At 68.3% G+C, this 25,427-nt stretch carries 18 protein-coding genes; 3 read left to right on the top strand and 15 right to left on the bottom strand.

Annotated features, from left to right (window positions below; translation table 11 throughout):
* Window positions 1-98: 98 nt before the first annotated feature.
* From ACH5AC_RS37135 to istA, 9 genes are all read right to left on the bottom strand, one after another.
* Complete coding sequence (locus ACH5AC_RS37135; RefSeq protein ID WP_398866770.1) at window positions 99-671, bottom strand: TIGR02391 family protein; 573 nt, start codon at window positions 669-671, stop codon at window positions 99-101.
* 131 nt (window positions 672-802) lie between these two features.
* The gene (locus ACH5AC_RS37140) at window positions 803-1,384 is read right to left on the bottom strand and encodes a suppressor of fused domain protein (protein WP_398866771.1); all 582 of its coding nucleotides are present in this window, start codon (window positions 1,382-1,384) and stop codon (window positions 803-805) included.
* Between the two features lie 79 nt (window positions 1,385-1,463).
* Window positions 1,464-2,261, bottom strand: coding sequence for an IS21-like element helper ATPase IstB (gene istB, locus ACH5AC_RS37145; RefSeq protein ID WP_398866772.1), 798 nt, complete (start codon window positions 2,259-2,261; stop codon window positions 1,464-1,466).
* On the bottom strand, window positions 2,258-3,058 hold the full coding sequence (locus ACH5AC_RS37150; RefSeq protein WP_398866773.1) for a Mu transposase domain-containing protein: 801 nt from the start codon (window positions 3,056-3,058) through the stop codon (window positions 2,258-2,260). Before ACH5AC_RS37150 ends, istB begins: the two co-directional genes overlap by 4 nt.
* 286 nt (window positions 3,059-3,344) lie before the next feature.
* The gene (locus ACH5AC_RS37155; protein WP_398866774.1) at window positions 3,345-3,824 is read right to left on the bottom strand and encodes a hypothetical protein; all 480 of its coding nucleotides are present in this window, start codon (window positions 3,822-3,824) and stop codon (window positions 3,345-3,347) included.
* A gap of 259 nt (window positions 3,825-4,083) precedes the next feature.
* The gene (locus tag ACH5AC_RS37160) at window positions 4,084-5,241 is read right to left on the bottom strand and encodes a hypothetical protein (protein ID WP_398866775.1); all 1,158 of its coding nucleotides are present in this window, start codon (window positions 5,239-5,241) and stop codon (window positions 4,084-4,086) included.
* A 385-nt stretch (window positions 5,242-5,626) separates the two neighbouring features.
* The gene (locus tag ACH5AC_RS37165) at window positions 5,627-5,947 is read right to left on the bottom strand and encodes a helix-turn-helix domain-containing protein (protein ID WP_398866776.1); all 321 of its coding nucleotides are present in this window, start codon (window positions 5,945-5,947) and stop codon (window positions 5,627-5,629) included.
* Window positions 5,947-7,017, bottom strand: coding sequence for a tyrosine-type recombinase/integrase (locus ACH5AC_RS37170; protein ID WP_398866777.1), 1,071 nt, complete (start codon window positions 7,015-7,017; stop codon window positions 5,947-5,949). The genes ACH5AC_RS37165 and ACH5AC_RS37170 overlap by 1 nt, the downstream gene beginning before the upstream one ends.
* A 117-nt stretch (window positions 7,018-7,134) precedes the next feature.
* Window positions 7,135-7,896 (bottom strand): IS21 family transposase, encoded by a 762-nt coding sequence (gene istA, locus ACH5AC_RS37175; RefSeq protein WP_398866778.1) that lies wholly within the window; start codon window positions 7,894-7,896, stop codon window positions 7,135-7,137.
* A gap of 173 nt (window positions 7,897-8,069) precedes the next feature.
* On the opposite strand from istA, the gene ACH5AC_RS37180 reads away from it, so the two are divergent.
* From ACH5AC_RS37180 to ACH5AC_RS37190, 3 genes are all read left to right on the top strand, one after another.
* Window positions 8,070-9,242 (top strand): hypothetical protein, encoded by a 1,173-nt coding sequence (locus ACH5AC_RS37180; RefSeq protein WP_398866779.1) that lies wholly within the window; start codon window positions 8,070-8,072, stop codon window positions 9,240-9,242.
* A 727-nt stretch (window positions 9,243-9,969) separates the two neighbouring features.
* Window positions 9,970-13,038: a hypothetical protein gene (locus tag ACH5AC_RS37185; RefSeq protein ID WP_398866780.1), complete on the top strand. Its 3,069-nt coding sequence runs from the start codon at window positions 9,970-9,972 to the stop codon at window positions 13,036-13,038.
* A 179-nt stretch (window positions 13,039-13,217) separates the two neighbouring features.
* Entirely contained in the window at window positions 13,218-14,327 is a 1,110-nt protein-coding gene (locus ACH5AC_RS37190; RefSeq protein WP_398866781.1) for a hypothetical protein, read from the top strand.
* Between the two features lie 154 nt (window positions 14,328-14,481).
* Here ACH5AC_RS37190 and ACH5AC_RS37195 read toward each other — a convergent pair whose 3' ends face one another.
* From ACH5AC_RS37195 to ACH5AC_RS37220, 6 genes are all read right to left on the bottom strand, one after another.
* Complete coding sequence (locus ACH5AC_RS37195) at window positions 14,482-15,729, bottom strand: nucleotidyl transferase AbiEii/AbiGii toxin family protein (RefSeq protein WP_398866782.1); 1,248 nt, start codon at window positions 15,727-15,729, stop codon at window positions 14,482-14,484.
* A 388-nt stretch (window positions 15,730-16,117) separates the two neighbouring features.
* Window positions 16,118-16,987 carry a nucleotidyltransferase gene (locus ACH5AC_RS37200; RefSeq protein ID WP_398866783.1) on the bottom strand — a complete coding sequence of 290 codons (870 nt, stop codon included), beginning with the start codon at window positions 16,985-16,987 and terminating at the stop codon, window positions 16,118-16,120.
* Between the two features lie 9 nt (window positions 16,988-16,996).
* Window positions 16,997-17,542 carry an SLATT domain-containing protein gene (locus ACH5AC_RS37205; RefSeq protein ID WP_398866784.1) on the bottom strand — a complete coding sequence of 182 codons (546 nt, stop codon included), beginning with the start codon at window positions 17,540-17,542 and terminating at the stop codon, window positions 16,997-16,999.
* A gap of 226 nt (window positions 17,543-17,768) precedes the next feature.
* Complete coding sequence (locus tag ACH5AC_RS37210; protein ID WP_398866785.1) at window positions 17,769-20,396, bottom strand: RNaseH domain-containing protein; 2,628 nt, start codon at window positions 20,394-20,396, stop codon at window positions 17,769-17,771.
* The gene (locus ACH5AC_RS37215; protein ID WP_398866786.1) at window positions 20,393-23,707 is read right to left on the bottom strand and encodes a hypothetical protein; all 3,315 of its coding nucleotides are present in this window, start codon (window positions 23,705-23,707) and stop codon (window positions 20,393-20,395) included. The genes ACH5AC_RS37210 and ACH5AC_RS37215 overlap by 4 nt, the downstream gene beginning before the upstream one ends.
* The gene (locus ACH5AC_RS37220; RefSeq protein WP_398866787.1) at window positions 23,704-24,855 is read right to left on the bottom strand and encodes a hypothetical protein; all 1,152 of its coding nucleotides are present in this window, start codon (window positions 24,853-24,855) and stop codon (window positions 23,704-23,706) included. Before ACH5AC_RS37220 ends, ACH5AC_RS37215 begins: the two co-directional genes overlap by 4 nt.
* Window positions 24,856-25,427: the final 572 nt, after the last annotated feature.

The raw sequence follows: 25,427 nt of genomic DNA on the forward strand, positions 1-25,427 counted from the left end.
GCTGCCGCGGCCGGCGTCGCCGCACGCCGCAGCCGGATTTCCGGCTCGGCAACCCCCCAGTCAGTGCAACTCAGGCACGAGTTGCACTGACTGGGGCATCAGGGGGTGACGTGCGCGCTGTCGAGCCGTCGGTGCACCATCGAGAGTGTGGTGAGCAGTTCCAGCAGTTCCTCGTCGGTGACCGTGCGGTGAAGGCGCGGCTCGTGTGCGGCCGGGTTGCGGTACATGCTGAACAGGCCCTTGACCAGGTTCGCCAGCCCTTTCTGCTCATCCAGCTCGGGCCCCGTGGCGTTCGCGTTGATGGCCACCCGGGCCGTTCCGTGGCCGGGCATGAGCACTGCGTCGACCAGCCGGGCCCCGTCCAGGCCCTGGCCGGTGAGCTGCCGCAGCCGGTCGGCCACGGACTTGACCGCCTCCATGCTGGCGTGGAAGGGGTTCTTGGCCAGGATTTCCAGGGTGCAGTAGCGCAGCACCTCCGGATGCGGGGAGCGGCGGCGTAGCTCGGCTCGCAGGGAACTGGCGTGCCGTGCGGCCTCGCTCAGCGTGGCGGCCGACGGCCCCCTGGCCACCTGCCCCTGGTCGTTGACCCGCAGCCCGACATGGACCAGGACCTCGTTGAGGTCGTCCTGCCGGCGTGAGAACGTGTGGGGCTGCTGAATGGCTTCGTGCATGAAGGCGGACAGCGTTTGTCGATGACTTTGGGCGGCAATCGGTGATCAATGGGCCTCAACTTGTCGACGAGTTTTGATGGCGCTGGAGGGCTCCTCGACTGCCGCTTTTGCCCGAACTGTGCCCGCGAGGTTCAGGCGACGGATGGACGCCTTGGATCGGTGGGGACGATCGCGTGCTCGTCGAAGAGCTGTTCAAGGGCTTCGTGACCGTGCTCACGGCGGTATGCCATCTCGGCTGCGGTGACCGGCAGGGCCCAGAGGATGCGGGCATGGCCGTCCGGCAGCGGGCAGTGTTCCAGGTCAGGGCCGTGGAGGTAGGGGAGGCTGATGAGCAGGTGGTCGCAGTGAGATCCGGGCAGCCACGGCTCCCCGATGGGCAGGCTGTGCTCAAGATCGAGGTGGTGATCGGCGTGGTAGTAGGCGGTCATGGCCAGGAGCTCAGCGAAGCGTTCGTCGCGGACAGGAGCGGTGAGGACGAACTCGTGGCCGTGGCCGTCCGTCTTGACCGTGGACCAGCAGCCGGCGGTGATGTAGGCCCAGCTGTCGGCGCGCGGTCCTGGGCTGACGGTGAGGATCCTCAGGTTGGGAACCGCTTCCCTTCGTCCAGGTCCCAGGTCGTAGTCGCTGACCGTGATCGCATGGCCGGTGAAGAAGTCGCGAACGTGGGCCTCGACGCCTGCTATCGCCCGCTGGTTGCGCTCGCTCTCGAACATGACGGAGAGGATCTCACGGCTGGCCCAGGTGTCCTGGCTGTGAGTCCGCCCCGCCGCAGGCGGGGCGGACCCGGATGGTTCAGCCGGCCTTGACCGGCTCCTCGGCTCGGGCTCGGGTGCTGGCGAGGCGGTAGGAGTCGGTGCCGGTCTCGATGATGGTGCCGTTGAACGTGAGCCGGTCGACGATCGCCGCGCAGAGCCTCGGGTCGGTAAAGGTCTTCGTCCAGCCGCCGAACGACTCGTTGGATGCGATGGCGACGCTGTTCTTCTCCTCGCGTTCGGTCAGGACCTGGAAGAGGAGTTCGGCGCCGTGGCGGTCGAGTTCCATGTAGCCGAGTTCGTCGATGCAGAGGAGATCGACGCGGCCGTAGCGGGCGATCGTCTTGTTCAGCTGCTTCTCGTCCGCGGCCTCGACCAGCTCGTTGACCAGCTTGGTGGCGAGTGTGTAGCGGACGCGGTAGCCCTTCATCGCGGCTTCTGTGCCCAGAGCGATGAGCATGTGGGACTTGCCGGTGCCGGAGTCGCCGATGAGGCAGAGGGGCTGGCTCTGCTTGATCCATTCGCAGCTGGCGAGGGTGTGGATGGTGGCCGGGTCGATGTTCGGGTTGGCGTCGAAGTCGAAGGTCCGCAGGGACTTCTCCCGCGGGAATCCGGCTGCCTTGATCCGCCTCTCCGACCTGCGGCGGGCCCGGTCGTCGCACTCGGCCATCAGCAGTTCGGCGAGGAAGCCGCGGTAGGTCATCTGGTCCTTGATCGCCCGGTCGGCGATGTCGGAGAACTCGTTGCGGATCGACGGCAGCCGCAGCAGGCGGCAGGCGGAGTCGATCGCGGCGTCGGCGGCCTGCTCGGTCAAGCCTCGCTGGCGGGGCATGGTCACTGCGCTTCTCCCTCACGGTGGCTGCTGCCGCTGGTGCGGCGGCGTCGGAGCAACTGGTCGTAGTGAGACACCGAGGGCAGCGGCCTGGTGTCCGGCGGAAGATGCGCGAGTCTCCACTCGTGCAGGGATGTCACCGTCGCCGGTGGCTGGCCGAGGTTCCGGGCATCCGGTGCGGGCTCGGTCTCGGCCTGGGCGGCCTTGCGGGCCCCCAGCGCGACCGCATCCGCGGTCATGGCCCCGGCCCGCAGGGCCGCGGCAAGGCCGGCGACGACATGTTCGTGCGTCATGTGGCGTCCGAGCAGCAGCACCTCGATGAGCGCGCGGGTGCCGTCCCGCTCGCCGTGGATCTTTATGGCCTGGGTCCACCAGGCGTCGTGGACCGGGGTGAACTTGCCGGCCGAGCGGGCCTGTTCGAGAGCGGTCGAGCCGGGGAAGGCGCCGGGCTTGCGGACCAAGACCTCCAGGTAGTGGTCCAGGTCAAGGCGGACGGCGCCCTTGGCGATCAGCCGCTCGTGGCGGGCGACTTCCACGTTCTGGTCGTAAACCACCAGGTGAGAGGCGTGAAGGATGACCCTCACCCGCTTGCCGATCAGCCGGATGGGGACCGAGTAGCGGTTCGTGCGGACCGGGATGTGGCCGTAGCGGTCGACTCGCGGGGTGAACAGCCGCCCGGTCTCGAACGGCTCCTCCGGCAACGGCATCAGCAGCGGTCGTTCGAGCGCGAAGTCCTCGGTGATCGTCCGGGACCTGGAGCCGATCCGGCGGGCGTCGTCCTGCCGGTCCCACTGCTCGACCATCTCGTTGAGCTCGGCGAGTGAGGAGACCTCGGGAACCGGGACGAAGTGGTTGCGGCGGAAGTAGCCGATCTGGCCCTCGACGCCGCCCTTCTCGTGGGCGCCCTCAATGCCTGGGCGGCAGTGGAAGCTTTCGATGCCGAACCTCCGCAGGTTCGTGGATTCTGAAGGCGTCTCGGCACAAACCCACGGGTGAAGAGGAAGGAATTGGCCTGCGTGAGCACTTGGGTTCCGAGGCCGACGACGGCAAGGTCCAGTAGGGAGCGGGACCGCACTGGGGCGTCGAGTCTCAGGGCTTGCAGCCGAGGGCCATATTGAGGTCATCCCTCACATCAAGGTCCAGCCGTTCCCGGCATGATGCGATGCGATTCATTGCCCAGCTTCGAACGGCGTCCCTGTTGCCTACCAGGTCCAGCAATTCTCGTGTCGTCTCCTGAGCATCGTGCATCCAGGGGGCGATGGGGTCCTCGGCAAGGACCGCTGCGAACCTGTCCCGGGCCGTTGAGGCGTCGCCGACGAGCCCTGCGGCCACCCCTGCGTTCCAAGGCTCCCAGAACCAGCCCGGCCTGACCGGCTGAGCCATCAAGTAGTTTGCCGCCGCCTGGAGGTCCGGGAACTGGTGACGGCACTTCTCCACCTGTCTCTCCGCTCGAAGAGCGAGGTCCGCTGCCACCGATGCGAACTGGGCCTCATTACGAAAGTCCTCGCTGCCGCGTATCCGCTCGCTGACGTTAAAGGCAAAGTGGTCGATGTCCTGCCAGAGCCACATGGCACCGACGTGAAGGCCGCTGCCCTGGCTCCACCTGGGCGAAGGAAACTCAATCAGACCCAGCCACCAACCGTGATCGTCCAGCCAAAGACGCGACCGACCACGCTGCCGAATACCGAGGGGACGAAGCCGAGCCTGGGCGGCCGCAGCCACCAGTCGCGATGCGGGAGAGGTAGGTGCCATAGCGGCATTCTCCCTGGAGCTCCCTGACCTCCAAGCGGCCCGCTTTCGGCTGTCGACCCGAGTTCAAGGGCCCCGCTCAATTCGTGGGCGGGGCGTGTTCGGCGCCTGAGGTGGCGACGGCGGTCGTGTAGCGGAGGCTGGTCTTGGCTCCGAGGGAGAAGACGTGCGCGAGGTGGAGAGGGTCGGCGCCGTTGGCGAGGGCTTCCTCCAGGATGCGGTCCTGTCGCAGCCGGTCGAGGCCCACGGGCAGCGATCTGACCAGCTTGTCCAGCCAGAACGTGCCGACTGCCGTCGTGGTGGTGGCGGTGTTCCGGCTGATCAGCAGGTGCGGGTTGGTGCTGTTCGGCCAGCGGCGGTGCCGGTAGTCGAGGTAGCCGGTGATCGCCTCGGCGGTGTACTCGTCCAGGGGACGGTTGAGGGTTTGGGGATCCAGACGGCACCCGGCCAGGTCCACCCGGTCCAGAAGCAGGCTGCGGATCTGGTGAGCCGCCAGCGCATGGATCCCAGACAGGGCGACGACCACCCGCAGGGCCGGATCCTGCAGGGCAGCCTGAGCGACCGTTTCCACCTCTTCCGTGGTGAGCGAGGCGGGAATCGTGGTCGTGGGCCTGCCGCCCTTGATGCCGCGCATCGGGTTGCTGAAGATCAGCCGCTCGGCCTTGAGCGTCCCGAACAGCGACCGCAAGGCACTGGCCTCATAGGCCCGGTGAGGCCGATTGGCCAGCCACATGGCGAGGTCATCACGCGTGATCTGCCTCAGGGTTGTGTACTTTCCGCCGTACTCGGTGAGGAACGGCAAGACGAGGCTGAGCAGGGTGACGACCGTGGACCGGGCCCGTGGCCTGCGGCGGGAAGTCCCGTGTCGCAAGAGCCCGATCCACGTGTCCAGCTCTGCCCGGATGTCCGGGGTCAGGAAGGCAAAGTGCTTCTGGCACCACCGGTCGAGCGAGTCAGCCCGGTCGTCAAGGAAGATCTCCAGGTCCTCGAATACCTCCAGCACTTGATTGGCGGGCACCGCGGTGTGGGTGAGCTGGGCGATGGTCGAGGCCCTGATCCGCTCGCCGGGCCGGTGGACCGTGCAGAGGATGCGGATGCCGCGACTCACCGAGCCGACAGTGCGAGACGGCCAGCCCCGCAGTTCCGCGATCCGTGCGGCTCGGTTGATCAAGAATGCCGCCAATTCCGGGTCCAGCAGCGGCAGTTTGCTGCTGACGCCGTGCAGGGTGCGGGGCATGTCGAACAACGTTAGCTCCGTCCAGCGAGGCGGGACGGAGTGCAAACTCACCCTGGTCGGCTCCAGTGCGGCCGGCCGCGGCGGAGGTCCTCCGCGGGGCCGCAGGGTGCCGATGATGAACAGCTGGTGGCCGGTGCGGGCGGCGACCGTCAGGTCGACGCGCGTCTTGTTGCCGGGGCCGGCGATCAGGCCAGCCTGGCGGCGGCAGAGCCGGCAGACGCCGTCGATCGCGGCGACGTCGCGGTGGCAGATGTCGCACAGCTTGCTCGTTGCCTTCGCGACGAAGCCCCAGCATGCCTTGCAGCGGGGCGGTCGAACCAGCCCCAGCCCAGGCAGTCCTGGCAGCTGCGGGTGGCCCAGGGCCGTGAGCGTCGAACAGGCCGGTTCATAGCGGCGGCCCCGAGCGGCCGGGCCGCCGCTGGTGACTGATCGGGGTGCCGCCGACCACCTGCTTCTCCGCCTCCGCCGCCGGGGTGGCCTGACGGTCACCCCGCTTCTCCGGGACGAGCAGGTCGGCGGGTGTGCAGTCCAGCACCTCGCAGATGATGTCGAGGTCGTCGAGACGGATCGTCAGCGGACGGCCGGACCACAGGTGAGACATCTTGCCCGCGGAGATGACCAGGCCGGCGCCCGCGAGCATCCGTTGCAGTTCAGACGCTTTCCAGATGTCGCGCTGGGCGGCGACCATCCTTAGGTTCCACTTCATCAGCGGGCCCCTCGGAATCGGGCTGCCGCCCGCTGGCCCGCGCGGATCCAGGCGTCTTCGACGTGGGACTTCTCGACGTGCACGTAGATCATGGTCGTGTTGAGCCATTCATGTCCGAGGATCTCCTGGATGGCAACGACGTCCATGCCGTTGCGGTAGAGGTCTGAGGCCGCGAAGTGCCGCAACACGTGCGGGGTGAGCTGGCCTGCCTGGTGCGGCAGATGCCGGGCGACCGCCTCGGCAAGCCCGGTCCGCAGGGCGTCATCGGTCACCGGCCGGCTGGAGCCGTCGCCGTACCGGCGCTCGGAGGGAAACAGCGGGGCCCGCGGGTCGTTGACTTTGTCGTCGAACTCCCAGCGGGGCCCGGTGACCCACCATTCCAGCAGGTCGCGGGATCCGTTGATCAGCGGGACGAGCCGTTCCTTCTTGCCGCGGCCCTGGCTGCCTTTGCCCTTCAGCAAGACCTTGCCGAACCGGCCCAGGTCCCAGCGGACATCCCCGATCCGCAACAGGCACAACTCCGAGATCCGCGGCCCGATCAGGCTGGTCAGCCGCGAGGCGGTGTAGTTCCGGGCGGCCGGAGCATACTTGCGGGCCTCCTCCATGTCGCACCGCCAGCCGCCGAAAAGGGCGGCGATCTCGCCTTCCGGCGGCGGGATCCGCAGCCTCGCCGAGGTGCCGCCGTGTGGCCGGTTGACTTCGTCCAGCGGGGACTCGACGACGAAGCCGGTGGCCGCGTGGATGGCGGCCTTGTGCCGCAGTTCGAGGAACTCGAAGAACACCGAGAAGGCGATGGCCTGGCGGACCTTGGTGCCCGCAGCCGAGTCGCGGCGGTATCGGCCGAAGTACCTGTCGAGGTCCTGGGGTTCCATCTCCCACAACGGTCGGCCGAACCACTCGCGCAGGGCCATCACGGGCCCGACGTCGCCACGGATGGTGTCGTCGAGGACGCCGGCCGAAGCGCGGGCGAGGACAAACTCGGCCAGCAGGTCCTGCTCGAAGGCTGCGATCTCCTCGACGGTCTCCAGCCGAAGCTCCGGCCGCAGATCCCGCACGACAGCCAGAGCCATGCCGTTCCTCCCCTTCAGCTATCGGGCGACTCCGCCATGACAGCCGAGGAGACTTCGGGATTTCCGAGGAACGAGCAGTAATCACCCGATCGTGGTCAGACGAGGGGAAGCATCAGATCAGGCAGCTGCCGAAGCCATCCCTGGGGGCGGGAGACGGCGGGAACTCACGGGAACATGGACATAGTGCGATTTGAAGGCGATCCACCGGTCCGCCTCCACCCTCGCCCGGCTCAGCCCGAGCACGCGGGCGACGGCGGCCTTGAGGTTGTCGTAGCGGACCTTGGTCCGCGGGACTCCGCCCAGCGTCCGCAGTGCGTGGACGTGGCCTTCGAAGAACGCCTCCTGGCCGCAGGAGGCGAACACGCGGTGGACGGCCTTGCCCGAATACGACAGGCGGAAGGAGAACAGGTAGCAGGTCACCAGCTCGCTGGCGAGGCGGATCGTCACGTCACCGAAGTCGACCTCCGCCTCGTGACCGGGCTGGTGGGTCTGCGGGACGAACGCCTCCAGCGGGGCCTTGCCCGACTCGACCAGGATCTCGGGCTTCCGGGCCGCGACGTAGTAGCGGACCATCCCGTAGGAGACATCGGCGCCGTGTTCCTCGACCAGCCGATGGAAGATCCGGGTGACCGTGTGCCGCTGCTTGCGCGGCGCGTCCAGGTCCGCCCGCAAGATCTCGTCGATCACCGGCTTGTAGCGGTCCAGCCCGGTCGCCCGCGGCGGCAGCTTCTTGCGCGGCTCCGGCCAGGACGAGTCCAAGGCTTTCCTCACCGTCCGCCACGTCACGCCGTACTTGCGCTCAAGCTCCCGCATCGACATGCCGCCACGGTGGTCACGCCGGATCGCCGCGTACAGCTCGACCTTCGACATCCGCGGCATGACCAGCACCTTTCACCAGGAGCATGTCGATGCTGCCCTGGCAAGAACCCCGGTGCCTCCCAAACTCGTCGACATCACCCATCCGTGGAACGGGGCGCCTCCCAAACCCATCGACAAGCGACGTCGCTACTGCTCGATAAAGCCACAGCGAGCCGCTTATAGCTCCCCAGCAGATGGAACTGCAGGACGTTGTGTGGCTCGGTGGCGATTACGTAGAAATACCCGGCCGCACGCGGCGAGAGTTGGCCAAGGAACTCGACCTCTCCGATCACCTCAAGTATCCAGACCGATTTCTGACCCTGCTGGGCAGCCTGTGGGATCTCGGCGAGGACGAGTTCAACGTGTGGGGGCCCCACCTCGGCACCCTGCGCTCCGACATCCAGCGCCACGTGATCAGGTTTCCAGACGACTGGTCGACCGAGGACCTCTTCGAGCAGCTCAGAGCCTTCGAAGCCCCACATCCTCGATTCGGCCGCTTTCTCGAGGGCCTGGCCGCCTCAGAAGTTCTTCCTGACGAGCAGGCACAGCGCCGCTTCGTCGAACTGGCCAACCGCCATCTGCAGCCTGTCGGCGCACAGCTCCGTCAAGAAGGGGAGACGGACGGATACCCCCAGTTCCACCTGCACAAGCTCGGTCGCGGCACCGCCCGCCGGCCGCGCAACCTCATCTTCGCCACCCAGGGAAAGCCCGACATCCGCTTCACCAGCGCCCTCGACAACGACATCGAGATCGCCGAACAAGCCGACAAGATCCTGGTCTACAACCACCCGGTAGGCAAGAACGGGCTCCTCTGGAGCGACCTGCTGTCCTGGTGGCAGGAAACCCGCAGCATCGCGGACACGGAGACGGCCAGCCGCACCCTTTACGACCGCATGCAGGCTTCCCTGCCACGTGAATCCGCAGGCCAGAAGAACCTGTTCTGGCTCTACCACAACCTCTACAAGGGCCAACTGCCCGACGTACCCGCACTCCTGCCAGAGATATGGGTGCACTGGGACCCCAAGACCATCCGCGAGCGCGGGGAGCGTGCCATGCAGAACCTCCGCATGGACTTCCTCATGCTGCTGCCCGGGAACCGCCGCGTGGTGCTGGAAGTCGACGGCATGCAGCACTACACGCGCGACGGAGGAGCCGTAACCGACAGCGCAAAGTACGCCGCCACCATGGCCGGTGACCGCGACCTGAAGTTCCGCGGATACGAGGTGTTCCGGTTCGGCCACGACGAACTGCGCGACCGCGAGCGCGCCCGACCCGTGCTCACCGACTTCTTCCGAACGCTTCTGGGCCGCACACCTGACAGCAGCCTGTCGATCTTCTATGTAGTTACGACACAAGAACGCTTCTGACCTGCTGTGCTTAGAGTTCAGAGATGACATTGTGATCTTGACTGGTATGGCACCTGAACTGCTGTGGTTCATCAAGCGCGTTGCAGGCCGACAGGCTGGCTGGGTATCTCACCTGTAATGCTGTGAGTAGACGGAAGATGTCGTAACTAGACGGATAGTTTCTTGGCTTGGGTGCTAGATGCGGCCGCGGCGTGGGTGACCTTCAGGTCGTGGGTGAGGTGGTCTCTGGCGCGCGCACCTGCGGGTGACTGGCGGCCAGAGCTCGTCCTGCGGACGACCTGCTGGCGGACTTCGGCCAGCACGCCCTGCAGTCGCAAGGCCGTGGCGGGAGCGTTCGGGGTATAGCTGTGCAGGGCGCCGCCGAGCATCCGCCCGATCAGGTCGGCGAGGTCGTGGGCCGGGGAGGACCAGGCCGCTGGAGAGGCGTGCAGCGGCAGGCGGCCCGCGTGTAGGTGTACAGGAACCCGTTCTTACATCCTGGAGGTGGGCGGCGATCTTCGAGCCGGGCCCCGAGTATGCGGCCCCCTCGTCGCCCGGAGGTTCGTTGCGCTGGGTCCCGCGGCCATACGGCGGCTCGCTTAGCCCAGCCCTGGGGCTGGTGTGGATCACGGCGGTGCAGGAGGCGTAGGGGCGCTGGGGCCCCCTCAAGCCGTCGAGAGGGGGGACGAGGGGGGAGTATGGGCTTGGTTGTTCTGCTGCGTGTGGCGGCGGCTCGTAAGGTGGTGGTGTGACGACCGGTGCTGCCTCCCCTTATGCCACGGGTGGGGGTGGTGTCTGGCTGGAGCATCGTTACGCGGCGACGTTGGTTGCGGCCTTGCTGAGCGAGGATCCGATCAGCGAGCTCGGTGATGGCGTCGTCCCGCTGGGCGTGCGGTTGCAGGCCAGCTATGTCAGTGCGGTTGACGATGTCGTGGTGGAGGGCTGTACGGCCGACGGCCGGGTGCGGCGGGTGTCCATCGGGGTGCGCAGGGACCCGGAGCTGACCGCCAGCGATGAGAAGTCGGTGCCGTTGGTGCGGTCGTTTCTGCGGGTGGTGACCGAGCACTGGGATGAGGTGGTGGCGGGCCGCTGGCGGGTGGCGCTCGCGGTCGGGGTCTCGAGTACCGCTGTGCAGCAGATGGATGCGCTGGCCCGGATCGCACAGTCCGTGCCCTCCGCGGCCGAGTTCCGGGAGGCTGTTGCCCGGCCGAAGGCGACCAACGCCGGTGTGCGGACCCGCCTGAGGCATCTGGATGCCCTCGCCCATGCGGCTGCCGAGGACGAGCCTGCGCTGCTCCAGGTCGATACGAGCGAGTTGACGTGGCGTTGGCTCTCGGCTTTGCGCGTGCGGCAGATGCGGCTGGAGGGCGTGGACGAGACCGACCGGACCACAGCTGTCTCCGCGTTGCGGCGCATCGTGGCCGACGAGAGGACCGAAACCGCCAACAAGGTGTTCGGTGAGCTGGCTGAGCAGGCCGGCGCCTGGGCTTCGTCCGCCGCACACCTGGACATGGCACTGGTGCGCCGCGCACTCAGTGGCTATCCGCTGGGCCGGGCCGTTTCCTACCGTCCGGCCTGGCTGGTGCTGGACGGCATGGGCAGGCGGCTGCGCGAAGGTACGCGCCCGGACTTGGAAGCCGGCGCGGTACGGCTGGAGCTGGAGAGAGCAGAGGAGCGCACGCGGCTCGCCGACGCGATGGATCAGGCCGGCCGGGCCGGCACGGGCCTGGTCGTGACGGGGGAGCCCGACGTCGGGAAGTCCGCTCTGACGCTGCGTGCCGCGGAACAGCTCACCGAGCACGGCGCCGCAGTGGTCTGCCTGAGCCTGCGTGATCTTCCCGCTTCGGTGGCACAGACCGAACACCTTTTGGGCGGGCGGCCGTTGGCGGACGTATTTGCGGCGGGGGAGACCCGCGCGGTGCGACTGCTGGTGGTCGACGGAGCGGAGGCTGTCCTCGAAGGCCGCCGCGACCTGCTGCGGGAAATCGCCACTGCGGCGTTCAGGGCCGGGCTGGGGATGGTTGCGGTCACCCGGACCGACGGAGCCGCGCGCGTGCGCGAGGTACTGCAGACCGGCACCTCCCTGGCCGGCGGCACCGAGGCCGTGGCCGATCATGCCGTGGCGCGGCTCACCCCAGCGGAGCGCCGTCGGCTTGTGGAGACCTTTGGGTCCCTGATCCGCCTCAGCGCCGATGCACGGGCCGAGTGGCTGGTGGGCCGGCCCGGCCTCGTGGACGTACTCCTGCGGGCCGGCACCGTGAACGAGACGACTGACCTGCTGTCCGAAGCCGACGTGTTCGCGGCTGTCTGGAACGGCCTGGTCCGCAACAACGAACAGCATCCCCCGGGCAGCGCGTCGCCGGACGAGCGTGAACGGGCGGTGCTGGCCGTCGCACGCCGCGCACTCAACTTGCCCGGCAGCACACCCGTGGACGCGGGAGCACTGCCACAGCTGCGCTCCGATGCAGTGCTGCGAGCGCCGGGCAATCCCGCGTTCGGCACGGGCGAGGAGTTCGCCACCGACCTGATCCGCGACTTCGCGCTGTGCCGGCTGTTCCTGACAGCAGGCTGGGAGCCCTTGAGGACGGCCGGAGCACCCCGATGGACCATTCGCGCGGTACGGCTCGCCTGCCAGGCGAAACTGCTGACCGGCGACCAGGCGGGTGTCTGGCGCGACCTGCGCCGCGCTTTCGACCAGCTCGACGGCTCGGTTGGCCGCTACGGGCCTCCCGTGGCCACTCGGTCCGAGGCCGTTCGCACCACTCTCGTTACCGGCTGCGCCCCGATGTGGGAGGCGCCCTGCGACGAAGCGCACGACGGCCTCCCTTGCCGACGGCACAAGGCCCTGTGGGCCGCCACCCAGGCAGGTATCAGCGACTGCCGCCTCGGTCCCTGGAACGTGGAGACACAGAGGCGGCAGCCACTCCTCCTGTCGCCCCCCTACACGGCCACCCTGCCCGCCGTCCCTCCCGCCGACATGCTCGTGAGCCGGCTCGCGATGCCGATCGCCTGCACCGCCGCCGCCCGCGGCATCGCCTGCCTGGCCTCGCAGAGCGCTGCCCTGCTCCCGGTGCTGATGGACTCGCACCGCACCGCTACCGACCACTGGATGACCCAGGGCTACGGCGGATACCACGACGCCGAGCGTGAACTCGTCGCCCGCGCCCTGATCACCCTCGCCGCCCAGGGCAGCCCTGAACACCTCACCGCGCATCTGACGACGTTCGCCGCCAATGCCAACGCCCTGCAGCAGCTGCTGCGCGACCTCACCATCCTGTTCACCTACGACGCCCAGCTGCGCACCCTGCTCCCGGCCGTGTGGCCGCTGGCCCTTAAAACCGTGCTCGATGCCCTTGACGCGGGAGCCTGCCTGCACGGAAACGGCCACTGGTCTGACTACGCCATCGCTGCTCTCCTGCCGGCCCCGCAAGTGCGCACCGCCGACCCCAACCCGGACGACAGCCTCAACCGAGCACGCCGCGACTGGCTGGGGCCCCACGCCCTGGACGAACTGGCTGACCGGTGGATCGTCCTGGCACGGGGCGAGCCCAAAGCCGCCGACGCCGTAGCGCAGTTCGCCCGTACCACCTCCTATACATGGCAGTGCACGACCGGCCTGACATGGCTTGAGCGCATCATCGAAGGCCGCTACGACGCCTTCGCCAATCACTGCTGGTACGTCACCTACTGGCTGACCGAACTACGCGAAACCGCCACACTCGAGACCTCAGCACTGAGCCAGTGGCGCCGCGTCGTCGACGGCCTTGCCGCAGCCGGCGACCGGCGCGCTGTCGATCTCCAGCGCATCGACGAGTAGAGGGCCGTCCCACCGGGCAGCGATCCGGCCGCAGACCGGAAGGCCCGCCCCCAGGGGAATGTAAGCCCCCTCCCAGCAACGCGCCTGCTCTCCAAGGCATTTGGACGACGCCACGCGTTGTATGTTCAGGAGTTTGCCGTGTCTGGGCAACGACACGATTTTTGGCGCGGGGGTACTTCATGGCGCGGATTGACCCGATCGCTCGGGCACAGGAGATGCGGGACCGCGGCACGGATCCACAGGTGCCGTACCCGGGGGCGGACAAACCGTGGAAGGGTATCTGCCACACCTGCAAGCAGGAGACCAAGTCCTCCTACACCAGTGTGGTCACCAAGGGGCAAGGCGTCTGCTTCAACTGCGGGCAGCGCAAGAGCTCCGCGAAGGCGGCGGAGAAGCGGCGTGTCCGACCTGAGGACGCGGAGAAGATCGTTCGTGCCGCCGGCGCCGAGCCGCTGGAGCCCTTCTTTGACACACAGACCACGTGGCGGTGCCGCTGCACGGGATGCGGACGGGAGATCGACGTCTGGTACTCCAGCGTGGCCTACGCGGGCAACGGCCCATGTGAACACTGCTCAGGCACCCTGACGATGGCGGACGAGGACGCGCGGGCCGAGATGTCCTCCTACGGCATCGAGCCGCTGGTTGCTTACCCAGGCCTGAACTCCAACTGGCGTAGCCGCTGCCAGACGTGCAAGAAGACCATCGATCCGACCCTGGCCAACGCCCGCCGAACGAAGTTCAAGTGCCGCTTCTGCGCGAAGCGGGCCACGGATCCCGCGACCGCTCTCGTGATCATGGAGGACGCCGGGCTCCGTCCGCGCCTACGCTTTCCCGGAAACGTCAAGCTTCCCTGGGCCGCAGAGCACGACGTCTGCGGCAAGGAAGTAGCCCCGGCACTCGACAAGGTGATGCAGCGCAGACGCGCACCCTGTCGGCACTGCGCCAAGTACGGCTTCCAACCGGGCCGCCCCGGCTACCTGTATCTGCTCACCCACGACGCCCTGGGAGCAGGGCAGATCGGGATCTGCAACGAGGGCAGTCGCCGGATGAGCGATCATGCGCGCGCCGGCTGGACCCTGGTACGGCAGGATCTCTTCCCCGGACAACTTGCCCTGGAAGCTGAGCAGCGCATACTCGCCCGCTGGACACAACTGGATCTGCCCTACGGCGTCGCGAAGCCGGACATGCCACAAGGCGGTTGGACCGAGACCGTCGCCCTGATCGACCGTGCCGCGGACGTCCTTCTGCAGGACTACCTGTGGACGGTCGAAGCGCTTACCCACGGGTAGACGAGCGGCTCTGCCCAGCTCCTCCATGGCTTGCTCAAGCTGGGTGTGGCGGCACCTGATGACCGCGTTGGAGGCTTCCGGGGGGCGCACCTGGTCGCGTTCAGAACCGTCTGCGCCTGGCGCTCCGCGCCGTCACCCGCGTGGTGCACGCGGGCTATCGCCGTCGCGGCACGCGCGGTCTGGGCCGGGCTGCGGCGGGGCGGCGGCCGATGGTGCGGCCACGGCTGAACCCGAGGCGGTCACTGAACTCGCCGGCCTTTGAGAGCTCGATCTCGTACTGCGGCTCGAAGTGCTCGTCAGTGACGCTCAGATCGCTGATCCGGTGGTGGAAGAAGGATTTGATGCCGGGACCGGAGCGCCCGCCGGTGCGGTCATAGACGTACAGGTACTCCTGGCCGACCCCGTCCGTGCGCCTTTTGAAGCGCAGGGCGTAGGGCTCCACCAGACGCCGATGTCCCTCGTAGGTCACCAGCATCAGTTTCCGCTCGGCGCCCGCTTCCATGATCGGCATGCGCAGGTGGGCCGGGTAGAAAGCGGCCTGTGCGTTGTGGCCGGTGCGGAAGTCGGCGAAGAGCAGGTCCAGTTCGCTTTTCCAGCGTGCCACTGTGCTGGTGAACTCCGGCAGGCTGTCACGGGCGCAGGTGATCGTCGTGTCCCACAAGGACTGCATGCTGTCGAAGGGGATAGCAGTGAGCAGGTTCAGGGCCGCGGCAGGGCTGGGCGCGAAGATGGTCTTCCGGAGGAACGTGCTGACCAGGCTGCGCCGGTTGACGGGGATCTCGCTGTTGACGAACGTCGAGTAGGTGAGGTCGAACAAGTCGAGGATGGAGCGGCGCTGCAGGAGGCACTTGAGCTTGTCTGCAAGTGCCTCTTCCAAGCTGATCACGGTCAAGTCCGCGGTGCAGGCCGCCTGGTCGCTGTAGGGGTGAATGAGGGTGCGCGACTGGGGTGGCAGCTGAAGGCGGGTGAACTCGGTGACGTCCAGATGCAGGCTGACCGGCACGCTGCCGGTCGTGCCGTAGAAGTCGGTGAAGAGCAACTGGTACGTGTAGACCGTCTGCTCGTGGTTGATCCTGTCCCTGCTGAGCTGCTCAGTGCGATCGAGATGGAACTGGACTCCCGTCCTGGCCTGCGCCATCCGCCCGATGTCGTTGAGCGCTTCAAGGAAGTCTTGGACGTCGACGGGGCCGGGGGAGGCGAAATCGAGATCCTCGGAGAAGCGAGTGGCCCCGAAATACCCCTTCCGTAAAGCGTTTCCGCCCTTGAGGACGAGACGATCGGCGAGCCGGCTCTCTCCGTAGAGCCCGGCGAGGAACCAGCCGAAGACATAGTCCCGCTGAACATGGGACGGGTCGACTCCGAGTTCCGCGCTTTTCGCGTCGATCTCGTCACGGCTGATCATGGAACGTCTCTCTCGGGTACGTGCTACGGCGCAGATTCCTCAGGCGACGCACAGGCGTGACCACGATACCGGCCCCCGGCCCGAGCGTTGGCGGCGAGTGTTCTCGCAGATGCACCGTTCCTGCCTGCCGGTGTCGATGAGCCGCCGACCGTACGGGCGCCGCGCCACTAGGGGACGGCGCCTCGCTGTCGGGCCCGCCCACCTGGACCGGACGGTCTGCACGCCGCCGCGCCGCATGCGGTCCTCGCACAGTGCTCAACAGGGCGAACGCGAGTGGGCTGCAATGACCGGGGAGGACGCCTCCGGGCCACTCACCGGACCGAGTTGAGATACCGCGCGGATCACTCACGCTGGCCAACAAATTCGACTGGGCCGTCCGCAATGCAGATCAACGGCTGGGGAAACGGCCTCCGAAGAGGAGACTGAGGTAGGTGAAAGCAGTGGCGTGATCGTCTTTGTGATAGGCGTCGAGTGCCTTCCTGGCGCGGATCGCTCCCGTCCTGAGCTTGGAGAGTGCCTCCTGGCGGGTCGCATCGCTGGAGCATGCAGCGAAGCGTCCGGCCTTGTTCTTGGGGTCGTTCATGGCAGCGAGTTGATGGCCATCCAGCTTCTCCAGAAGACCGCATATGTCCCAGATCGCGATGAAGTTCGGCTCACCCGCCATATGCTGGGCGGCGCGCATCTCCAGGTAGAAGGAAGAGACCGGCACGTTGTTGTAGTACTTCCAGGCCTTGGCCAACCGGGCGAGCTTCTTGGCGCCGCCGGCCGCAGCAGGTCGCTGGTTGACCTCGTTCACGTACTCCAGGTGCGCCGTGGGGGCGGAATCCATCCACCCGCCGGCGGCTCCGGGGATGTCATAGACCGACGTGTCACCGCCGCGGAACGTGAGAAATGCCGGAAGGACTTCCCACGTCTCCGTGCCGGCAGCGAATCGGACCTGGACTGTGGGGCGCCGTATGACGACCTCGGTAGAGGGAAAGCTCGCCTGCAGTGCCGATTTCACCCAGCCCAGGGCGGTGTCCGAGCTGTTCGGGCGACTGGCCTTGATGCTGGCCAGAAGATCCACGTCGCAGTGTCCGCGGACCCCCGTCCCATGAGTGAACGATCCTGTCTCTCTGAACAGCGACACTCCGAAGGCCGCGGCCTGCAACGAGGCTTCCACACTGCGCCGATGCCGCGCCTTGGCGTCGCGCTCACCCACGGTGGGAGTCAACTGCTGCAAGAAGAGGTCGAATCCCTGATTTACGGAGAGTGCCATGTCTGCTCTCTAATGCCCTTCGGGCTGGTTGGCGGACGCGTCAATTGCGTAGGTCTGGCCGCCGCCGTCGATGTTCGCTTTGCCCCGCAGGTAGGCGCGCCGGCTGGGCGGTTCGGCGGTCTTGTTCTGTTCGTCGCGTCGTGCCGTGAGTTCAGCCAGCGCGCTCCGCGCCTCTTCCACGGTCCATGCCGGGAGATCGATGTCGCGAGCCTGGCGAGCGGCGGTCTGGATCTCCAGGTAGGCGTTGGCTGCAGAGGCGGCCTGGTTCATCCGATGCGATGCGTTGATGGTGGTCAAGATGGCCCCCAGGACAGCGGCAGTGAGGACGACCAGCCCGGCGATCACGCGCCCGGCGGCCGTCACCAGGGCCATGGCACCGGCGATGGCCGCCAGACCGCTGGCCGGGACACCCAGCCATAGATTGATCAGGCGCCAACGCTTGGCCTGCTCGAACTGAGACTGGGCGCTGTACATCGCACTCTCTTCGAGGCGTTCCAGCTCGGCTGAGATGGCCTGGCGACGTTCGGCTTCGGTCGGCGGGGAGGTTTCCGGCATGTAGGAACGCTACCGGTAGGCACTGACATCAATGCTCGCGCTCACCGCTTGCACGCAGCGCACGGGCTGCCCGGGGCCGCTGGCCCGCGCTGCCCGGCATCGCGGGCCAGCGGCCCCGGACAGGGACCAACTGCGTTGGTAAGGACTCGCCTTCCCTAGCGCCGGCCGCTGCCCGTGAGGGGACTGGCCGGACGAGTCTCGGCCAGCGCCCCCCGGTTGGTTGCCGTCACCCCTGCTCGAGCCCGTCCTCCTCACCGGCGGCAACGTACTGGGGATGCTTCTCGTCCGCGTTGCGTGCGAGATGAAGCGGCAGGGGCAACAACGTGCGGCCGCTCCAGCTGGCGGATTGCTGGGAGAGGCGGGCCGCGAGCCCGACAAGCCGCTCTTCCTGCCAGGTGCCGGCCCGGGCGACGGTGTACTCGGTGCGGGTGATGGCGTGGAAGTCGGCGCCGAGCTTGCTCTGCGAGGTCTCCGGCAGGGTGCGGCGGGTGTAGTCGGTGCCGGTGCGCTGACCGCCCTTGTGCTGCCGCGTTTCCGCGGCGAACAGCCAGGAGCTGACCCCACCGTGGTCCGAGACGTACAGGATCTTCTCGGGCATGGCCGCCTTGTCGGCGTCGCCGGGGCGTTTGCTGCTGCCGCCGACGCGGTGGGTGGGGCGTGGGGTGCGGCTGCCGTGCGTGACGCGGACGACGGCGATGTCCCGGCCGCGGTCGGCCAGCGTCAGGCCGGGCAGCAGCCCGTCGCCCAGGGTGGGGTTCGCCAGGCCCGGCCACAGGTCCCGGTGCTGCTCGGTGAAGACCACCACGCCGCGATCGCCGGGCAGTTGCGCCAGGGCCTGCTCCACATGGTCCCGCACCCGCGCCGGGCCGCCGGTCTCGTCGCGCAGATGATGGCCGGGCAGACCGATCGGACCGGCATGGTGGCGGGTACGGCCGGCCGCCAAGGGCAGCCACCGCTGGCCGCTGTACATCAGGGCCGGCCAGTACCTCTCATCCGGATGGGGCGAGGCCTTCAGCGCGACCAGGGTGACGGCCAGGACCGGGGGAGCGGTGGCGCGGCCGCGGATGCGCGGGAAGCGGTGCAGCCGGGTCCACAGACCCACCAGCCAGGCTCGCCGGTCCAGTGCGGTGTCCCGGGCCAGGGGATGGCAGGCGGCGGCCGCCAGCCGGTCGTCGATGACGCCGCAGTCCGTCAGCAGCCCGCCGGTGGCGATCTGCGCTGCGGCGTCTTCCTTGCGCGTGACGGGCGGCGGCTCCTGGCCGTTTCGCACCGCGCGGGAGCGGGCGATCTTTTCGGCGAGGTTGGGCTGGTAGAGGTCGCCGAGCGAGGCCATGGTCAGAAACTGCGACGGGAGATCGCGGGCGGCGAACAGCGGCTTGAGCGCCGCCTTGGCATCCGCCTCACCACGACCCGGCAGGGAGGTCTCGACCAGGGCGGCGACGAGCTCGCCCGGATCGGACGGCCGCAGCATCGACAGACCGTTGAGAACCGGGGCCCGGTTGTGCGGGCCGTGCCGCACGAGTTCCGGAACCCGGACCGTCATCAGCTGCAGTCCCGGTGCCAGCACGGTGGTGTGCCCGTCCTTGAGCGCCTCCACCTCCGGCTGGGCGAAGTCGCGGCCCAGCTGGGCCAGGATCCGCTCCTTCCACGCCCCGGTTTCATACAGGGCGACGATCCGCAGGCTCTGAAAGCCGGCTGCCACAACGGCGGGCAGGATCTTGTCCGGTGCCACCACCGGAGACGGTTCGGGCGACAGCCGGGGCACCCTGACGCTGCTGCCGGTGTAGGTCAGGGGGGCGGCGTCCAGCATCCTGCTGGCGTGCTCCTCCAGCCGGCGCATCAGCCGTGACCCCGCCCCCTTGCCGATCGGGTGCACGGCGGTGGTGTGGATGCCCCGCACCGGCCCGGGCTTGTCAAAGTCGACTGCGAACGGGTCGGGCAGCGGCGCGATCCCGCAGGCCTCGACGATCTGCGCGGTCGCCCCCTTGTACTGCGCCGACTTCAGCGTCCACTGGCCGTGCTCGTCCTTGGCCCACCGCAGGTGCACCGGCGCCTTGAGCACGATGTCGGGGTTGGCGGGATGGCACACATGCGCGTTCTTTACCCCGTACCAGCCGGTGGCGACCCGCGCGGTGCGCGCCTCCAGATGCGCGACCAGCATCCGGCCCCCGGGAGCCGGGTCGACGTCGATGTGGATGCGGTCCATGGCGTGCCCCACGCGGCGGCGCCGCTCACCGGTGGCCTCGTCGATCCAGCTCGCCTCCCGCTCCATCGGCTGCGCCCAGGTCAGCAGGTCGCCTTCCGATTCCAGGACCAGCGTCAGCGGCTCGGCCAGCGTGTCGACCTCCCACGGTTCGCGGCGCAGCAGCTGGGCCAGCCGCCAACTCGCCACCCGAAACGCCCAGTTCGGTCCCGTGATGCGGTCCTCACGGTCGCGGTGCAGCACCTCCTGCAGCGGGTAGGGGCCGCCTGCCTCGTCGACCAGGTACTGGCTGAGCGTGTCCCTACCCTCCCAGCCAGTCAGCCGGCCCTCCCATTCCCGTACCAGCCGCCGCCACACCGTGAAGTCGAGCGGCTCCGACGTGACGATCAAAGCCCGCCTGGTCCACGGCCCGGTCAGCGGCGGGCGTTCCGGGTCGGTGAACACCAGCCGCCGTCCCGTGACTGCCCGGGCCGCCGTCGCAAGCGAGGCGGTCGGGCGCTGCGCGTCGAGCGAGCGCGGCTTAGGCAGCCGTGCCCAGGCCTGGCTGAACTCCTCGGGCAGCGGATTCACATACACCTCGCCCATCAGCTCGCCGGTCAGTGCGAACGACAGGGTGCTCAGCTCACTGGGGCTCTTGGCGGAGCGGCTCACGGCGTCTCCCCGGGAAGGTCGTGGTCGGCCAGGCTGAGAAGGACATCGAGGGTGGAGCGGTAGATCCGGTCGATGAGGTCCCACTCATCGCGCCGCTGCCAGTCCGTGCGCAACGTGGACAGCAGGTGGGGGAGGGTGGAGTCGGTCGCGGTCTCGGTGAACGCGGCGTCCGCCAGATGCAGGCTGCCGTGGTCTCCGCCCCGGCGGGTACGGCCGCCGAGCTGGATCAGACGGGTGAGGATCTCCGCCACGATCGCGGTCTTCACGTCCTCGCCGAGGTCCTTGAAATAGTGCGAGCCGCGCCGGATCTCCTCGAACGTGCGTCCGGCGGACAGCCGCAGCTGCTCCAGGGCCGCGGCCGGTTCACCGCCGGGCGACGGCGCGTCACGGTAGGCCAGCGAGTTGACCATGGCCAGCAACACGGCCGGCTCTTCCATCACCAGCACCGGCCGCACCACCAGACAGGCCACGTGCAGCAGCGAGCGGCCGCCTTGATCGACGATGTTCAGGCCCCGCTCCACGCGGGCCATGGGCGCCAGCAAGAACCGGCACCGTCCGTGACCGACATGGAAGGGGAACTGCTCCAGCCGGTCCGCCGGGACGGGCACCCATCCCGGGGGGTGTTTCTCGTAGCGCGGCACATCCTGCGGCCGCACCGCCACACAGATCTCCCCGGCCGGCGCGCCGGCCGAGATCAGCCCCTGGGCCAGCAGCGGTCCGGCGTGGTAGGCCTCGAACGCCACCAGCACGTGCGCCCGGTGCGCCCTCGCCGGATCAGCGGCCACCTCCGCCAGCTCCGCGTCCAGCCGCGGCCACAAGGCCGCACCCATCTCCTGGTACGCGTCTTCGCGCCGCTGTCCGCGCAGTCCCGAGATCCGCGCCCATGTCCCGTCCTCGTGCTGCACCTTGTCCAGCACGGCACTGAGAGAGCCGTTGACGTCGTCCGGCACGTACCACGACGGCGGCGTGAACAGATGATGCCGCGGCGCGCGCGGCATGTGCGCGGTCGCCGACAGCCCGATCACTACGCGCCGCCGGCCGCCGTGCGCCAGCGCCGTGACGTCGCCCAGATGGCTGATATGACTGTGCGGGTCGCCCACAAAGCTCTTGAGGGTGAGGGTGGTTGCCGCCAGGTCCTGGTCGTTGAAGTGTTCGCTGAACGCAAACAGCGGCCGTCCCAGCGGCCCGTAGGGCGCAGCCCTCCACGGCACGTGCGACGACAACACCTCCGCCAGCTCGTTGGAGGCCGTAATCCCCGCCCCCTGCAAGGCCGGTGCCACGCCGACGATCTGCCGCAGGATCTCGCGGCTCTTCTCCAAGAAGGCCCGCCGCGCCGCGTACTGGACGAGATCGGTCACGTCCTCCGGCGGGGCATCCTCCGTCGTGTCCTTCGGCGAGGCGTCCCCGGCGGCCGCGTCCTCGGGCGAAGAGTCTGCGGTGACCTTCCTGAAGCGGTCGGTGAGTTCGGCGAGGGTGTCGGCGCCCAGGCTGCCCTCGTCCGACAAGTCGGTCAGCGACGAAAGGACGGCCCGCAGTTCCTCCAGCCCCTCGACCTCCTCGCTCCCGTCCAGCTCGCCGGTCTTGCTGAACAGCCGGTTCACGGTGCGCATGTGTGCTTCGCTGGGCCTGTCCCCGGGTTTCAGTTTGAAGATCCGGTGGGCCAGCATCGCATCCCACCGCCGCGGCACCACCAGTCTGCGCCGCTCCCGGTCCGGGGTGATGGCCCCCCGCGCCAGGTGCGACACATACGTCTCGGCCAGCCACGACAGCCTCTTGATCTTGGGGTGCAGATACTCCTCGACCTCACGGCTCAGCCGCAGACAGTGACGGCTGAACTGCTCCTCCAGCTCGCGTACCGGACTGCTGGCCGACCCGTACCGGGCCAGCAGGACGCTCTTGGCGCTCTCATCGAATGCCTTGGCCTGCAGTGCGTCGACCTCGTCCATCATCACCACATGCGCCCGGCGCAGCAGCAGTTCCTCCACCGTCACATCCCCGCGCTCCACACCGCGGTCGTCCAGCGGAACGTGGACCCGCCCGATGAGGAAGTTGGTGTGGTTGGTGACGAGGATGTCCGCGTCCAGCGCGGCACGGTGGTGACGGAACTTGCCGCAGGTAGCACGCCACGGACAGCACCGTGTCTTGCCGGAAGAGTCCTTGAGCTGGTCGCACGGTTCGTTGCCGGGATCCCACAGCTCCACGCCCCGCGACTCGGGCGCCGCGTGCGCGGTCAAGGCGCAGCTGTAGGACATTTCCCCGAACACCCACTCGCGGTGCTCGGCGTCGTCGTGCACGCTGCCTGCGGTGTCCTCGGCGAGTTTTTGCATGCCGCGGGTGGAGATCAGCGGCACCACTACCGGCAGCCGGCCACTGTGTTCTTTCTTGTCTGTCCGGCGCAGGGTCGTCGCGTCCCGGCGCAGCCGTGCCACCGCCTGCATCACCTGCGCGTTCTGCGGCACCACCACAGCGGCCGTCAGACCCCGCCGCGCACACCACAGGGCGATCAGCTCCGAGGCGATGTTCTTACCCAGCCCGGTGGGGGCGTGCAGCACACGGGTGCCCCCCGCCTGCGCATGGAACTCCTCGCCCAGTGCCGAGCCGTCCGCATGGTGCAGATGCTCTCGCAGGTCCGCGACGGCCTTCACCCGGTGCTGCTCCCCGTAGGCGGCGTCGAGTCGCTCGGCCAGCTGCTCCAGGTCGCTGAGGGGGATCCGCAGATCGTCAAGGTCTGTGCTGTCCTGCAACACCGCGGCCGCGGCCTTCCCGGGCTGAGTAATGCGCAGGTCGTAGTGGACGCCGACGGCTCGCCGCGACGGGCTCAGCGGGTCGTTAATCCGTAGTTCGGAGAAGTAGCGCCCGGGTGCGGCCGGCTGCCGCCGCCGGGCACGGGCCGTGTGCGCCACATGGTCGTCGATCTCCGCCAGCAGACCGTCGATGCGCGCGCCAGAGTCGGATGCGGGCATCACCACGACCTGCCCGTCCTCGTCGGCCGCGGCGAACTCCGCTCCTGCGCCGGCCGCCGCCACCCGGGCGGCCTCCTCACGGAAAACACTGCGGTGCGCCAGCGAGGCGGGACGCCTGCGCAGCAACCGTGCCACCCGTAGCCGGTCATCCTGGGACAGCGCCGGCCACTGCTCCCACCAGGGCAGATGCCCGGACAGCAGGAAGTGAGCGTCGTCCAGGTGGGTTACCTGCCGCCACCCCGACTCCTCCTGCGGGGCCCGGTTGGGAAAAAGCCGGGCCGCCAGCAACACGGCGGCCCGCACCACCAGCGGCACCGTGACGCTTCCGCTGCCGGCCGTGCCGCTCATGCCGCCCCCCGCTGCAACTGGGTACTGACCAGGCGCTTGAACGACGCCACCGTGTGCACCGCATACCCGTCCGGCTCCAGCGCCGCACGCAGCGGCTTGACCTGCTCCGACCGGTAGGACGGCACCACGATCGTCTTCGCCCGCGGAGGCCGGTCGATGATGCTCTGCTCGTTGGCGACGTCCTTGACATCGACCAGGCACCGCCCGTCCGGCAATGTCACCCCGACGTCCCAGGAATCCATCTCACCCCAGCGCTCCACGTCCAGCCCCTTGCGCTCCAGCCACCGCATCAGATCCACCTCGGTCAGCCCCGGCACGGTCAGATGACGCCACACCGGCCAGTCCAGGCACAGCACACCCTCACCGCGGCAAGCAGCCAGTCCCGGGGGCCCGTTCACCACCTCGGGCGGATCGCCCGGACGCCGCCCCGGCCGCAGCAGCACGCGGGCCTTGCGCTGGTGCGGCAGAAAGTCGCAGCGCAGCAACTCACCCGTCAGCCGCATCGGATACGCACACACCGGGCACGGCCACCACCACACCGCACCCCCTCGCACACAGCTGCGCTCCGCCGGCAGCGGCCGGTAGACCTGCATACGCGCACCACCACGCCGCGCGTACTCCTCGAGAATGCTGTCCTCGGTACCGGTAGGTACTTCCACCAGCATCAGCCGGCCGGCGACGTACTGAGACTGGCTGCCGCTGGCCAACTGCCGGTAGATCGCGTGTTCCGTCTGCTCCGCCGTCTGCCACGACCAGGTCGGCAGCCAGTCCCGCCCGCCGTCCAGTCCGCCGGTAGCAGGGTCGAAGAGCACCTCGAGGTAGGAGCAGCCGACTTCGAAGGCATCCTCGGTCAACTGCGCGGACTGCTGGTCGTGTCCGTCCTCTAAAATCACCAGGTCGCCCATCTCTGCAGGCAGGGCGGACCAGTTCAGAGGGATCCAAGAACGCAGCGGACGAGTGAGGTTGCCGACCAGGCCGGCAGGTGTCTCGGGGCCGGCACCCACGGGGAGGTGTCCCAGGATGACGCCGTGCATGCAGGAGATCTCACGCCAGGCCCGCGGCTCCTCCAGCCGCCGGGTCCAGGCCACCCCGGCACGTAACGCTGCACTGATCACTTTCCGCCCGAGGGCGTACTGAGCATCGCTCATCGCGAGGCCCCCCTTTCCACACCCCACCGAAGGTTTTGGGGCTGCATGGGTTCGGAAACCACAGCCGAGACCGTACAAGGGGCCACTGACATACGCGGGTTGAGATGAGAAATGATCAATTCACGCCCCGGGTGGATGTCGGGGAGGGGTAAAAAAGCAAATATCTCGATCGTATTCATGCGCGGAGCGGTCGTCCCACGTGCCGCTGCACGCGTGAGCCCTGGCCACATGGGGACTTGCCGACGCTGCCGCTGCGGACGGACCCGCTCGACCGATCCGGGGCACTGTCGCCATTCCTCCCCCTGCAACGGCACCGCCGGTCTACTCTGGGGCGGGTGCAAAGTGAGTTAGGGAACAGCGTCCCGGTTGGCCTGATGAGGCAGTGCGGCATCCCAGTTGACAGGTTCTACGGGCGGCTGATGGATATGGTCACCTGGGACGACGACAACTTCGTACACAGCAATCCCGCGTGCCGCGAGGCGATAGGCACCGGCCCCGGGGAAACACGCCGTGTCCGCTTCGGCCCGGACAACGCATTCAGTATGTGCGGCTGCTGCCGTGTGGAGTCCGTG

The sequence above is a fragment of the Streptomyces sp. NPDC018693 genome (assembly GCF_044391385.1).
Lineage (GTDB): Bacteria > Actinomycetota > Actinomycetes > Streptomycetales > Streptomycetaceae > Streptomyces.